Here is a 13,195-nt window from a genome sequence, read left to right on the forward strand (position 1 = left end):
GATGTCCCAGTCAACCGCGAGTCGGACCGTCGCCGGGAGGAGCACAACTCCTCCCGGCGGGGGCCCCCGCCGGCGCAAACACCCCCTTCTGGGCAAGAACCCATTCGGGCTCCTGCTCAGCGCCCCCTACCTCATCTTCGTTCTGGCCGTCTTCGCCTACCCGCTGGTCTTCGCCTTCTGGATGTCGTTTCACGACTACTTCTTCGCAGCACCCGGCGCCGATGTGGACCGGCCATTCGTCGGCCTGGACAATTTTCGGGAAGTGCTGGCCGACCCGGCCATCATCCGTTCCTTCGGCAACGTGGGAGTCTTCCTGCTGATCAACGTGCCGTTGACGGTCATCCTCTCGCTCATGCTCGCCACCGCCCTGAACAAGGCCGTGCGGTTCCGCACCTTCCTGCGCGTTGCCTACTACGTGCCCTATGTGACCGCGAGCGTCGCCGTCGTCGGCGTCTGGATCTTCCTGTTCAGCGGCAACGGCCTCGTGAACCAGATTCTCGGGCCGCTCGCGCCCGATCCGGCGTGGCTGATCAACGAGGACTGGGCCATGCCCACCATCGCGATCTTCGTGACCTGGAAGGGCCTCGGATTCTTCATTCTGCTCTACCTGGCCGCCCTGCAGAACGTGTCGGAGGAACTGTACGAGGCTGCTTCAACGGATGGCGCGGGCAGGATCCGAAGTTTCTTCTCGGTCACCGTGCCGGGCGTACGCCCGGCGACTGTGCTCGTGCTGCTGCTCTCGACGGTCACCGGCGCCAACCTCTTCACGGAGCCGTACCTGCTCACCGGCGGCGGCGGCCCGAACGGGGCATCCTCGTCACCCGTGCTGATGATGTACCAGCGCGGGATCGAACAGGGGTCGCCCGACACGGCGGCCGCGATCGGCGTCATCCTCGTGATCGGAGTTCTCATCCTCGCGTTCATCCAGCGCAAGCTTGCAGGCGGTGACGAATCATGAGCCGCGGGCAGAACATCCTGCGGGGTGTGGTGCTCACGGTCGGGGCGCTTGTGTTCCTGTTCCCCTTCTACTACATGGTCATCGGCTCGCTTCAGAAGGAACCGGACCCGACTGTCACCGGCGCGTTCCCGAACCCCGCCAACCTGACGCTCGACAACTACGGTGACATCAACAGCCGGATTAACCTGCTGCAGGGGCTGCTCAACTCGGGGATCTTCACGGGTGGCGTCATTCTCTGCACCGTGGTTTTTGGTGTTCTGGTGGGCTACGCCCTCGCCCAGCTGCAGTGGCGCGGACGCGGTGTCACCTTCGCTCTCGCACTGCTCGTGCAGGTCGTGCCGTTCCAGCTGCTGATGATCCCGCTCTACGTGATGATCGCCCGGGACTACGGACTGGCCGACAACTATCTGGGCATGATCCTGCCGTTCGCCATCAACTCGACGGCCGTGATCATCTTCCGGCAGTACTTCCTGCAGATTCCGAAGGATCTGTTCGATGCCGCCCGCATCGACGGCGCCGGCGAACTGCGGATCCTGCGGCGGATCGCCCTGCCTCTGGTGCGGCCGGCCCTGCTGACCGTCGTGCTGCTGACCTTCATCGGACCGTGGAACGAATTCCTCTGGCCGTTCCTGATCACCAAGGAAGCGTCCCTCCAGCCTCTCGCCGTGTCACTCGCCAACTACCTCAGCAATATCGCCGCCACAGCGGCGAACCCGTTCGGGGCGGTTCTCGCCGGGGCCTGCGTCCTGGCCGCCCCTGCTGTGATCCTGTTCATCCTCTTCCAACGGCACTTCGTGTCGAACAATATCGGCTCCGGCGTGAAAGGTTAGAAATGCCCAACCCCACTGAATTCCCCTACACCCTGACCCGAATGGGCGTCATCATGACGCCCGAAGCGGGCAACGACCTCGAGGCTGAGGGGGTGCTGAACCCCGGCACGGGGCACTCTGCCGACGGAACTCTGTATCTGCTCCCCCGACTGGTCGCCACCGGAAACGTCTCCCGCGTCGGACTCGCAAAGGTCATCATCACCGACGGCGTGCCCACGGGCGTCGAACGCGAGGGTGTCGTTCTTGCACCGGACCGCGGCTGGGAGCGCGGCGCGAACAACGCCGGAGTGGAAGATCCCAGGATCACCTTCGTTCCCCGGCTCGGCCTACACGTGATGACCTACGTCGCCTACGGCCCCCTCGGCCCGCGCACGGCCGTTGCCGTGTCCTCGGACCTGCGCGAGTGGCGCCGGCTCGGTCCGGCGCTGTTCGCCTTCGACGACACGCTGGACATGGACCTGAACCTGTTCCACAACAAGGACACCGTGTTCTTCCCGGAGCCGGTCGCCGGCCCGCATGGAGTCGAGTGCTTCGCCGTGCTGCACCGCCCGATGTGGGATCTGGGCGAGGTCAAGCCGGGTGAGGGCATCCGTGTTCCCGCCGGCGTCACCGACACCCGGCAGAGCATCTGGATCAGCTATCTGCCGGTCGCGGATGTGCTCGCCGACATCACGAAGCTCACCTTCTGGAGCGGCCACCGTTTCCTGGCCGGGCCGGAGTTCGCGTTCGAAGAGCTGAAGATCGGCGGCGGCCCTGCCCCGTTGCGGGTGCCGGAGGGCTGGCTGCTGATGCACCACGGCGTCACCGGAACCATCGACGGCGCGTTCTCGCAGCAGCAGAAGGTGAACTACTCGGCCGGAGCGATGATTCTCGACGCGGACGACCCGACCATCGTGCTGAAGCGCACGTCGGAGCCGCTGCTCAAGGCGGAGACGCCCGATGAGATCAGCGGCATCGTGCCGAACGTGGTGTTTCCGACCGCGATCGAGGAGATCGCGGGGCAGCTGTTCGTGTTCTACGGCATGGCCGACTCGAAGATCGGCGTGGCGCGCCTGGATCGCGTGGGCTCGTAGGCGCGTAGGGACTCAGGTGCTGGCGCGCTTGAGCGCTTGAGCGCTTGTCGGTTGGTGGCGGTCTCGCCGGGGCTCATCCCCGGGAGGCCGCCTTCGGCTTTCGTGGCGCAGGGTCTGGAAGCAGGCTCACCGCTGACGCTGCAAACGATCATCGGTGGCGCCGCGCGGCCAAACAGCCGTGCGGTCGAACAAAGATACGGAACTCGCATCCACAAAAGGTGAGTGACACTCGACTACGTGTGCTCCTTAAGGTATCCTCATAACATGACGAACCTCGCGGATGACCTCAGGCGGGCGGCCGACGCTGTCGCCCTGCTGGGCTCCTCGAGCGCCGACCTCGCGGCTCTTCCCGACGCCGAGGCTTTGGCCGGCCAGAAGCGGATCGCCTGCGCGCGCCGTCTGCTCGACACCTATGCCGCGTTGATGGCCGCAACCATCGCCGAACGTTCCCGCCCGGAACTCGGCCACTCGGGGCTGGCCGCGCAGCAGGGGTTCCTCTCGCCCGAGGCCCTGATCCAGAACTGGACCGGCTCATCCACAGGTGACGCCTACAAGCTGGTCGCGGTCGGCACGATGATGGCCGACACCGAGGCGGCCGACAAGCTGGTCGAAGAGGCACTCTCGACGCTCTCGACGCCCGACGCCGACGCCGATGCTGTCGACGTCGCGGCGTTCGCCGCGAGGGTGCCCTGGCAGGCGCCGATCGCCCGGGCCGTGACCGCCGGCACGCTCTCGGTTGACGCGGCCGAGTCGATCCGGGCCGGGCTCGGCCAGATCGACGCGGCAGTTACCGCGGAGAAGCTCCGGGTGGCCCTCGCGGCGCTCCTCACCGAGGCGTCAACGTTGAATGCCGACGAGGTCTTCAAACGGGCCCGCCGGATGCGCGACCACCTCGATGAGGCCGGCATCGCCGCCCGGGAGAAGCAGGCCCACGACGACCGCTACCTGAAGGTCTACCGGCTGAGCAATGGCAACGTGCGCCTGAACGGGCTCTTCGCCCCCGAAGACGGCGAGTTCGTGCTCTCCACCTTCGACTCCATCACCGGACCCCGCCGCGGCGGAGTGCGCTTCGTCGACCCGGAACGCGCCGCCTGGGCAAAGAAAATGCAGGACGACCCGCGCAGCACCGAGCAGATCAACGCGGACTCCCTCGTGCAGCTGCTCACGATCGCCGGCGAAGCCGACCCCGGCCGGGTCTTCGGCGGACGCCGCCCGGCGGTGCGCGTGATCGTGACCGAGAAAGCGCTCACGGCTGAGACCGGCGAGCCGGGTCCCGCCGAACCCGCCGCTCACGGGCAGATCGAGGGCAACCCGATCCCGATCTCGCAGGAAACCATCGACCGGTTGCTCTGCGACACCGGCACCCGCGGCATCAAATTCGACGACATCGGCCAGATCATCGACGTCGGCCGTGACGAACGACTCTTCACGGAGGCACAGCGCGCCGCGATGGGAGTGCGCGATAGTGGATGCCTCTGGGTCGGCTGCGACCGATCACCGGCCTGGAGCGAAGCCCACCACATCAACGAATGGCTCACAGACAGTGGAGACACCAACCTCGCCGACGGAGTGCTGCTCTGCCACCCGCACCATCTGCTGCTGCACAACCAGCACTGGAAGATCACCCGCACGAGAACGCAATACTGGCTGCGGCCACCGGTGGAGAACGATCCGGAGCAGACACTGATCGCACTGCCGAGCAAGGCGGTGGGGCTGTAGGGCGTGGCTCTGGCACCGGGTCTTGACAGGCTCGACCACCGGGACGGGGGCGGCGGCGGGGGCTGCGGGGCGCGGCGGGGCGCGGCGGGGCGCGGCGCGCTACTCGGCGGGCGGGGCGGTGGGAAGGAGGGCGAGGGTGGCCTTGAGGCGGGCCTCGGCGTCGTCGTCGCCCTGACNGGCGGGCCTCGGCGTCGTCGTCGCCCTGACCCGCGAGACTCGCCGCGATGTTCGCCTCGGTCACGGCGCGGAGCACCTCGTCCCGCTGGATGCGCACGCCCCGGGGAGCGTCGACGCCGATCCGGATGCTGTCACCGCGCACGTCGAGAACGGTGATGACGATGTCGTCACCGATGAGGATCTTCTCCCCCTGTTTGCGTGTTAGAACCAGCACTCGTCCAGCCTAGCTTGACCGGTCGGGCCGGCCCGCGAGCCGTCGCCGCATTCCGGCCACGGTGCTGGCCTCGGCCGGGGCGCCGTCGACCCAGCCGATCGGGATCTGCAGCTCATCGACGGTCTCAGGCGAGACGGTGTCGCCATAGCCCGTCACCGCGATCGCGTCGACGTGCACGCTCTGGGCAACCTCGGCCGTCCACCGGGCGGTGTCTGCGGGCTTGCGGCCGGCATCGACGACCAGCCAGACCTGCTCGGCACCGAGCGCGGCCACCAATGCGGCGTAGATGTCCGCCGTGGCCGGGTCGGCACCCAGACCGAAGGCCAGAATTCCGGTCTGTCCGAGCTTGACTCCCCTGGCCCGTGCCTCCAGCGCCGTGCGCCGGTCGAGGATGCGCGCGAGCCCGGCCGCGGCAGGCGCTCCGACGTCGATCGCGCCGGCCACGAGGACCTCAGCCGAACCATGCGCCACGGCCAGCTCCCGCGCAATCCGCACCGCGGCATCCTGCCACCCGACGACGAGAACGAGGTTTCCGACACCTGGGAGCGGCCGCGGCACCGCCGCTTCGGCGGCCGCCTGCTCGCTCTCTCTCAGCCGGGCGTCCCTGCGCCTGCCGCCCCCCTGGGCGGCCGCCGGGTCGGGGGCGGGCGGCGCGGGAGTGGGCAGCACCGGCGGGTGGGGTTCCTGGGTGGCGAAGGTGAGTTCGTCCATCAGGCGGGCGAAGCCGTCCGTCGCGGTCGACAGGGGCGGGGAGGAGACGGGTGCCGCGGCGCGGTGAAGGCCCGCTTCCGCCGCGTCGGCATCGTCGAGAAGCGCGGCGATGCCGAGCCGGGCCTGCACGTCGAGCCGGGAGTGCGCCGCGCGCCGTCGCCGCTCCGGCACCTCGACCGTGACCTCGATGTGCCGGCGGGCGAAGAAGCCCTTGATGCCGCCGACGGTGACCCGTTCGGCGGCCACGATGCGCGCATCCGCCCCGTGCTCGGCGAGGATGCGTGCCTTGAGCTCCTGGAGGGATGAACCCTCAAGCTGAAATCGACTCGGTTCCACGTACCACTCCCACCGTTTCGATGGCCACGTTCGCCGAGGTGACCTCTTGATAGGACAGCACGGAGATACCGCCGGACTGCGCCGACACCAGTCGACGGATGGCCGGGCGCAGCGCCGGCGCGCAGACCAGCACCGCGGAGAGTCCGGCCGCTTCCACTTTGCCCAGCGCCTCCTTCAGCGACCCGAGAATGGCGTCGACCCGGTTCGGCTCCAACATGATCTGGGTGCCCTGGTCGGAGGGACGCATCCCCTCGAGCATGGACTGCTCCAAGGCGGGCTCGATCATGATCACTCGGAGCAGCCCGTCGTCGAGATACTGCGCTGTGAGAGCCGGGCCCAGCGCCTGACGGGCCGTCTCGATCAGGCCCTCCGGGTCATTCGACACCTTGGCGCGCAGGGAGAGGGACTCGTAGATGCGGGGCAGGTCGTTGATCGGGATCTGCTCCGCGAGCAGACCCTGCAGCACGCGCTGCACCTCGGCGAGGGAGAGCAGCCCGGGGATCAGATCCTCCACGGCGGACGGATTGACCAGCCGCACCCCCTCGGTGAGCACCCGCACGTCCTCGCGGGTGAGGAGCCTCGCCGCGTTGCCGGTGATGATCGAGGACAGGTGGGTGATGAGCACCGACACCCGGTCGATGACCGTGGCCCCGGTCATCTCCGCGCTGTGCCGCATCTCGCTGGGCACCCACTTGCCGGTGAGGCCGAACACGGGCTCCACCGTGGCCTGGCCCGGCAACGAGTCGAGGGCGTCGCCGAGGGCGAGCACCTTGCCGGCCGGGGCGACCCCGCGGCCGGCCTCCACGCCGGCGATCCGGATCGAATAGGTGGAGGAGGGCAGGTCCATGCTGTCGCGGGTGCGCACGGGCGGCACCACCACGCCGAGGTCGATGGCAACCTTGCGGCGCAGGGCACGCACGCGAGCCAGGAGGTCGTCCTGGGCTCCGGAGACAAGGTCGACGAGGTCAGGGGCCAGCAGGATCTCCAGGGCGTGCACCCGCATGGTTTCGATCAGGTCTTCTGGCGTGTCGGAGCGGGGCGCCATCGCCTCGGCGGCGACACCGGCATCCCGGCCCGCCTGGTCGCGGCTCTCCCCTGCCTTGATCCGGCGGGCGAAGAGGATCAGACCCAGCCCGATCACCACGAACGGGATGATCGGCATGCCCGGGATCAGGGCCATCAGGAGGGCCGCGCAGCCCGCGATCATCAGTGCGTTGCGGGACTGGGTGAGCTGGCCGGAGGCTGCCTCGCCGATGTCGGACTCCGCGTTGGAGCGGGTCACGATCATGCCGGTCGAGACCGCCATCAGCAGGGCCGGGATCTGCGTCACGAGGCCGTCGCCGATGGTGAGCAGGGAGTAGGTGCTCATGGCCTCGGTGACGGACAGTCCGAGCGAAATCATGCCGATCGCGATGCCGCCGACCAGGTTGATGATGATGATGACGATGCCGGCGATCGCGTCACCCTTGACGAATTTCGACGCGCCGTCCATGGCACCGTAAAAGTCCGCCTCGGCGGAGACCTCGGCCCGGCGTTCCCTGGCCTGCACGTCGGTGATCAGGCCGGCATTCAGGTCGGCGTCGATGGCCATCTGTTTGCCGGGCATGGCGTCGAGGGTGAACCGCGCACCGACTTCGGCGACGCGTTCGGCACCCTTGGTGACCACCACGAATTGGATCACGACGAGGATCAGGAAGATCACAGCGCCGATGATGAGCGACCCGCCCACGGCGACGTCGCCGAACGCGGCAATCACCTGCCCGGCGTAGCCGTCGCTGAGCACGAGCCGGGTCGAGGCCACGTTCAGGCCCAGCCGGAACAGGGTGGCGACGAGCAACAGCGACGGGAAAACGGAGAAATCGAGGGGCTTTTTGACAAACATCGTGGTCAGCAGTGTGACCAGCGCCAGGAGGATGTTGACGATGATCAGCACGTCGAGCAGCACGGCGGGCACCGGCACGACGAGCAGCAGGATGATACCGACAACCCCGACCGGCACCGCGAGTTTGGCGAGATTGCTGTTCATCGGTGGCCTCCGGCCGTCAGGACACGATCGTTGAGGGTGTGCGCGCGGGAACCGCGGCCGGTGCGTTCGCCGGCTCCAGAGCCGCGAGACTTCAGCGCGAGCACGAAGGCGAGCACCTGCGCGACGGCGTTGTAGAGCTCCACCGGGATCTCGTCACCCAGCTGGCAGGCGCTGTGCAGGGCACGGGTGAGCGGGATGTCCCGCACGATGGGGACCCGGTCGGTCTCCGCCTGTTCCCGGATGCGCGCCGCGATCACTCCCGCTCCCGTGGCCACGACCCGGGGGGCGGACTTGCCCGGCTCGTAGCGGAGGGCGACGGCGAAGTGGGTGGGGTTGACCAGCACGACGTCGGACGTGGCGACGGCGGCGATCATGCGGTTGCGACTCATGGCGAGCTGCCGGGCCCGGCGCTGCGACTTCACCATCGGGTCACCCTCGGAACTCTTGTTCTCATCAGTGACTTCCTTCTTCGTCATGCGGGTGCGCTTGCGGTTGCGCTTCATCACGACGAACACATCCGCGGCGGCGAGTACCAGGCCGGCGATGACAGCCGACTGCACGAGAGCGGTCGCGCCGTCACTGGCCGCTCCGATCAGCACGGAGACGGGCAGTCCCCCGGCCGTCATCAGGATGGGCGCGAGACCCTGCACCACGAGCACCAGCACGAGACCCACGGCGATAGTCTTGAGCAGCGCCGTGACGCCCTGCCAGACGGCCTGGCCGCCGAAGGTGCGGCCGAGGCCGGTCACCAAGTTGAACTGCTCGTATTTTCCGGCGACCTTCTTGAAGTGCACGCCGCCCTGCGCCACAGCGCCCACGAGGACGACGACGAAGACCGTCGCGAGCATCGGGGTGAGGATGGTTCCCATCGAGGCCAGCGAGTCCACCAGCATCTGCACGGCGAGGTCCGGCTGCGGGTTGGCGACCAGGCTGCGAATACGGATCATCTGGTCGGTTCCGGCGTCCGCGGCCAGACCGATGGTGACGGGGGTCATGGCGGCGGCCGCGCCGATGCCGATCCACGCGGTCAGGTCCTGGGACTTGGAGAGCTGGCCCTTGGACCGCACCTCGCGCATCCGTTTGTCGGTGGCTTGTTCGGTCTTCTCACCGGAGTCGGACAGCTATCTCACCCCCAGCATGGTGGCGACGGCGTCGTCGGTCAGCGACGCGACGATGCGCGGCAGGGCCACGAACCCGGCGGCGCCCAGCGTGAACGTGATCAAAATCTTGAGCGGGAACCCGAGCGCGAACGCGTTGAGGGCCGGGGCCACCCGGGTGAGCAGGCCGAGGCCGACGTCGGCGAGGAACAGGACGACGATTAGCGGTCCGGCGATCTGCACGGCGGAGAGCAGCATTTGGCCGACCGCGACTGTGATGGTCTGCATCGGCACCGCGAGGTCGATGCCGCCCCCGATCGGCAGGGCCGCGAACGTACGCATGATGCCGCCAAGGATCAGCTGGTAGCCGCCCGAGGCGAATAGGAGCGCCAGTGCGGTCATCTGGTACAGCCGCGTGAACTGGGCACCGTTGACCATGGCCTGCGGGTCGAAGCCCTGAGCGAGCTGGAAGCCGCCGAACATGTCGATCAGGTTGCCGGCGGACTGGATGGCGGAGAAGACCACGAGCACGAAGAAGCCGAGCACGCCGCCGACCACGATCTCGAGGAGCAGGGCGGCGAAGAAACCGCCGGTGTCGGGCGAGACCCAGCCCGGCGTGACCCGTGGCGAAACCGCCAGGGCCAGGCCGAGGGCGAGCATGCCCTTGATCCGCAGGGGGAACGCGTTGTAGGAGAACGGCGGCGCCACGACGAGGAACGCCACCATCCGCACGCCCGCGAGCATGGTGGCTTCGATCCAGGCGAAGTCAAGGGTGATGTTCATCAGCCGCCACCGATGAGGCCGGGGATCTTGGCGAAGAGCATCTCCGTGAAGGACACCATCTCGGAGATCATCCAGTGCCCGGAGATGATCAGCGCCACAGCCACGGCGATGGCCTTGGGCACGAACGACAGCGTCACCTCCTGGATCTGGGTGATCGACTGCAGCAGGGAAATGGCGAAACCGACGACCAGGGCGGTGATCAGGATCGGCGCGGACAGTTTGCCGGCGATCAGGATGCCCTGCAGTCCGATGTCGAGGACGGCGTTGGTATCCATCAGCCACCCCGGTAACTGGAGACGAGGGTCGTGATGATCAGACCCCAGCCGTCGACGAGCACGAACAGGAGGATCTTGAACGGCAGCGAGATCATCACCGGCGGCAGCATCATCATGCCCATCGACATCAGCGCCGCGGACACGACGAGGTCGATCACCAGGAACGGCACGAAGATGACGAACCCGATGATGAACGCGGCACGCAGCTCGGAGATCATGAACGCCGGGATCAGCGTGAGCAGCGACACGGCCTCGCGGGTCTCCGGGTTCGGCTGATCGGCGGCCCGGGTCATCAGGGCGAGGTCCTCCTCCCGGGTGTGCGCGAGCATGAACGTGCGCAGCGGCTTCGAGCCGAGTGTGACGGCGTCGTCGAAGGACATGGTGCCGTTCAGGTACGGCTGCAGGGCGCCGTCGTTGATGTCGGTGAGGATGGGCGACATGATGAACAGCGACAGGAACAGGGCCAGGCCGGCCAGCACCTGGTTCGGCGGGATCGACGGCAGTGCGAGCGCGTTGCGGGTCATCGCGAGCACGACGAAGATCTTCGTGAAGCTGGTCATCATCAGCAGCAGGGCCGGCGCGACCGACAGCAGGGTGATCCCGATCAGGGTCACGATCGCCGAGGACGGTTCGCCGTTCGGGCCGTTGATCTGCACGTTGAGCCCGCCGCCGCCCGGTTCCGTGGGGGTGACCGGGTCGGTCGGCGTGACCGGATCCGTCGGGGCGGCATGGCCCGCCGGCGCCACGAGCAGCACGAACGCCGCGACGATCACGAGCACGAGGGCCGCCATCATCAGGTACCGGGCGATGTCCCGGCTTCGATCCGTGCGCACGGCCGCGAGTGTCACCGGCCCTGCCGGAGGGCGGCAGCGGTCTGCTGCCAGGTGGCGGGAGACAAGATCGACCCGCCGATCCGGCCCGGAATGGCGCGGTCCCGGCGCGGCCGGAGGATGAGCGGCGGCGTGAGTTCCTCGCCGTCGTGAGTGGCGCCGTCGTGAGTGGCGCCGTCGTGCGCGGCGTGCGTCGCCTGGTCGAGCTCGCGGGCGAAGTCGGCCGCGGCGTGGTGCGCGCGGCGTCCGGGAAGGGTGGCGGCGAGGGCGGCGGTGAGGGGCGCCGGGAGGGGCGCCGCGGCATCCGTCGGCGCCTGACCGTCGTGCAGCACGCTGACCGACTGCTCGGTCACGCCGAGCACGAACCGGCGGCCCTCGATGTCGACGACGACGACGGATGCCTTCTGGCCGACGCCCTGCCGGCCCACCACGGTGACCAGGTTCGGGATGCGGCCACCGAGGGAGCCCTTCGTCAGCTTGCGCTGGAGCACCCAGAGCAGCCCCAGCACGGCGACCAGGGACAGCGCCACCCGGAGCGCGACCAGGATGGTGTCCACCTAGGTCAGGCTCTCGGCCACATCGAGGATCTGGGTGATCCGCACCGCGTAGTCCTGGTCGACGACCACGATCTCGCCGTGCGCGATCAGCCGGCCGTTGAGCAGGATGTCCGCGGGAGCCCCGGCGGACCGGTCGAGTTCGATGACGGCCCCCGGTTCGAGCGAGAGCACGTCGCGCACCGACATGCGGGTACGCCCGATTTCCACGGTCAACGACATCTGCACGCTGTTGATCCGGCCGAGCTTGCCGGACACGGACTGGCTGGACCTGGCCGCACCGTTGGAGACGCCGTTGTCACGCAGCCGCACGGCGAACCAGCCGGTGATCTGGCCGTCGCCGGACAGCTCGAAGACGCTGGTGGCGGGATCCGCGAACAGGGCCGTGGCGTCGTCGGACCGGGTGTCCCCCAGGACCCCGATCCCGAAGACGCCGGACGCGCTCTCCAACGCCGGGCGCAGCACGTCCTGACGGGAGATCAGCGAGGAATCGAGGCCGGACGCGGAGTCGAGCGCGGCCGGGTCCGCAAGCACGACGGCGAGATCCGCGGAGGTGACGCCGACGAAGGAGGCGACCGCGGCGGTGCCGAGCCGGCCGGCGAGAGCGGCACCGGAGCAGGGCTCGGCCCGGAGCCGCGTCACGGTGGGGAGCACGTCCAGCAGGGCCTCGACGGCCGCCGTCTGCACGGCGATGGGGATGACGGTCATGGGGTGGACTCCTCGGTGTCGATGACGATGCAGGCCAGTCGGGAGCCGTTGGAACCGACGGCGGCGCGGGCGAGCGTGTGGCCGTCGACGACCACGTCGAGCGGGCGGTGCTGGGGGTGCGGAAGGGGCAGCACATCATTCACGGCGAGACCCAGCACGACGCTGGGCAGAACCAGCGCGGGCGTCAGCTGCAAGGAGACATCCACCGGAACCTGGGCCAGCTGGGCGCGCAGCAGGTCGGCCGGGTCGGCACTTCCGGCCTCCGGAGCCGACTCGACGAGTTGAGGCAACAGTGCCTCCGCCGGAAGGGCGACCGTGGCGGCGCAGGACGCGTCGCCGATGCGCATCGTGAAGCTGGCGACGATCATCAGGTCGGCGGTGGCCGCGGCCTGGGCGAACTGGGAGTTGTACTGGATGCCGCCGACGGTGATCGTGTGCACGAGCAGGGAACCCAGCGAGTAACGCAGGTCCTCGAGGGCGTCGTCCATGAGCCGGCGCACCAGGGCCAGCTCGATCTGGGTGAACGCCCGTTCCGGCGGCATGGTGACCGCGGTTCCGCCCAGCATGTGGCTCACCCAGGACAGGGCCGCGGAGGTCGGGAACTGCACGACGGCTTTCGCGGGGATGCCACTCACCGGGCAGAGCACCATGGCGGTCGTGGCAGGCAGCGACGACGCGTATTCGTCGTAGGTGCGCATGAGCACGTGGTCGCATTTCACCTGGGACATGACGCGCACCTTGGCGGTGAGCTGGGTGCCCCACTGGCGCGCGAAGGTTTCGAAGGCGAGTTCGAGCACCCGGGAGTGCTCGCGTGCGAGCGTTGTCGGGCGACGAAAGTCGTACACCTCGACCGTGCGCTTCGCCGAAGCGGGCACACCAATCACTGCTTGTTCCTGGACCGTCA

Annotated in this window: 14 protein-coding genes; 4 read left to right on the top strand and 10 right to left on the bottom strand. The window is 68.4% G+C overall.

Annotation, left to right across the window (positions count from 1 at the left end; genetic code table 11):
- Position 1 precedes the first annotated feature (1 nt).
- The 4 genes from CXY82_RS13040 (at position 2) to CXY82_RS13055 (ending at position 4,580) form a co-directional block, all read left to right on the top strand.
- Complete coding sequence (locus CXY82_RS13040; protein ID WP_104171293.1) at positions 2–958, top strand: carbohydrate ABC transporter permease; 957 nt, start codon at positions 2–4, stop codon at positions 956–958.
- Positions 955–1,788 (top strand): carbohydrate ABC transporter permease, encoded by an 834-nt coding sequence (locus CXY82_RS13045; protein WP_104171294.1) that lies wholly within the window; start codon positions 955–957, stop codon positions 1,786–1,788. Before CXY82_RS13040 ends, CXY82_RS13045 begins: the two co-directional genes overlap by 4 nt.
- Positions 1,789–1,790: 2 nt before the next feature.
- Complete coding sequence (locus CXY82_RS13050; RefSeq protein WP_104171295.1) at positions 1,791–2,861, top strand: glycosidase; 1,071 nt, start codon at positions 1,791–1,793, stop codon at positions 2,859–2,861.
- A 264-nt stretch (positions 2,862–3,125) separates the two neighbouring features.
- Entirely contained in the window at positions 3,126–4,580 is a 1,455-nt protein-coding gene (locus CXY82_RS13055) for a DUF222 domain-containing protein (protein ID WP_104171296.1), read from the top strand.
- On the opposite strand, the gene csrA is transcribed toward CXY82_RS13055, so the two are convergent.
- From csrA to CXY82_RS13105, 10 genes are read right to left on the bottom strand one after another with little or no spacing between them, the layout of a single operon-like run.
- A complete protein-coding gene (gene csrA / locus CXY82_RS18685) occupies positions 4,483–4,971 on the bottom strand; it encodes a carbon storage regulator CsrA (protein ID WP_199180965.1) in 489 nt (162 codons plus the stop codon). The genes CXY82_RS13055 and csrA overlap by 98 nt on opposite strands.
- Before the next feature lie 9 nt (positions 4,972–4,980).
- On the bottom strand, positions 4,981–6,018 hold the full coding sequence (locus tag CXY82_RS13065) for a hypothetical protein (protein WP_104171297.1): 1,038 nt from the start codon (positions 6,016–6,018) through the stop codon (positions 4,981–4,983).
- Positions 5,993–8,044: a flagellar biosynthesis protein FlhA gene (locus CXY82_RS13070; protein ID WP_104171298.1), complete on the bottom strand. Its 2,052-nt coding sequence runs from the start codon at positions 8,042–8,044 to the stop codon at positions 5,993–5,995. The genes CXY82_RS13065 and CXY82_RS13070 overlap by 26 nt, the downstream gene beginning before the upstream one ends.
- Positions 8,041–9,165, bottom strand: a complete 1,125-nt coding sequence (locus CXY82_RS13075; protein WP_104171299.1) for a flagellar biosynthesis protein FlhB — start codon at positions 9,163–9,165, stop codon at positions 8,041–8,043. Before CXY82_RS13075 ends, CXY82_RS13070 begins: the two co-directional genes overlap by 4 nt.
- Positions 9,166–9,924, bottom strand: a complete 759-nt coding sequence (locus CXY82_RS13080) for a flagellar biosynthetic protein FliR (RefSeq protein ID WP_104171300.1) — start codon at positions 9,922–9,924, stop codon at positions 9,166–9,168.
- Positions 9,924–10,199, bottom strand: coding sequence for a flagellar biosynthesis protein FliQ (gene fliQ / locus CXY82_RS13085; protein ID WP_104099307.1), 276 nt, complete (start codon positions 10,197–10,199; stop codon positions 9,924–9,926). Before fliQ ends, CXY82_RS13080 begins: the two co-directional genes overlap by 1 nt.
- Positions 10,199–10,993: a flagellar type III secretion system pore protein FliP gene (gene fliP / locus CXY82_RS13090; protein WP_104171346.1), complete on the bottom strand. Its 795-nt coding sequence runs from the start codon at positions 10,991–10,993 to the stop codon at positions 10,199–10,201. The genes fliQ and fliP overlap by 1 nt, the downstream gene beginning before the upstream one ends.
- A 50-nt stretch (positions 10,994–11,043) precedes the next feature.
- Entirely contained in the window at positions 11,044–11,586 is a 543-nt protein-coding gene (locus tag CXY82_RS13095) for a flagellar biosynthetic protein FliO (RefSeq protein WP_104171301.1), read from the bottom strand.
- Positions 11,587–12,291, bottom strand: a complete 705-nt coding sequence (gene fliN, locus CXY82_RS13100) for a flagellar motor switch protein FliN (protein WP_104171302.1) — start codon at positions 12,289–12,291, stop codon at positions 11,587–11,589.
- Positions 12,288–13,175 carry a flagellar motor switch protein FliM gene (locus tag CXY82_RS13105; RefSeq protein ID WP_104171303.1) on the bottom strand — a complete coding sequence of 296 codons (888 nt, stop codon included), beginning with the start codon at positions 13,173–13,175 and terminating at the stop codon, positions 12,288–12,290. Before CXY82_RS13105 ends, fliN begins: the two co-directional genes overlap by 4 nt.
- Positions 13,176–13,195: the final 20 nt, after the last annotated feature.

Origin of the sequence: Cryobacterium sp. M23 (genome assembly GCF_002929655.1) — a bacterium.
Lineage (GTDB): Bacteria > Actinomycetota > Actinomycetes > Actinomycetales > Microbacteriaceae > Cryobacterium > Cryobacterium sandaracinum.

Coding starts and splice junctions, on each gene's coding strand:
- CXY82_RS13040 (WP_104171293.1), top strand. CDS start 2: ATGTCCCAGTCAACCGCGAGTCGGACCGTCGCCGGGAGGAGCACAACT.
- CXY82_RS13045 (WP_104171294.1), top strand. CDS start 955: ATGAGCCGCGGGCAGAACATCCTGCGGGGTGTGGTGCTCACGGTCGGG.
- CXY82_RS13050 (WP_104171295.1), top strand. CDS start 1,791: ATGCCCAACCCCACTGAATTCCCCTACACCCTGACCCGAATGGGCGTC.
- CXY82_RS13055 (WP_104171296.1), top strand. CDS start 3,126: ATGACGAACCTCGCGGATGACCTCAGGCGGGCGGCCGACGCTGTCGCC.
- CXY82_RS13070 (WP_104171298.1), bottom strand. CDS start 8,044: ATGAACAGCAATCTCGCCAAACTCGCGGTGCCGGTCGGGGTTGTCGGT.
- CXY82_RS13080 (WP_104171300.1), bottom strand. CDS start 9,924: ATGAACATCACCCTTGACTTCGCCTGGATCGAAGCCACCATGCTCGCG.
- fliQ (WP_104099307.1), bottom strand. CDS start 10,199: ATGGATACCAACGCCGTCCTCGACATCGGACTGCAGGGCATCCTGATC.
- fliP (WP_104171346.1), bottom strand. CDS start 10,993: ATGATGGCGGCCCTCGTGCTCGTGATCGTCGCGGCGTTCGTGCTGCTC.
- fliN (WP_104171302.1), bottom strand. CDS start 12,291: ATGACCGTCATCCCCATCGCCGTGCAGACGGCGGCCGTCGAGGCCCTG.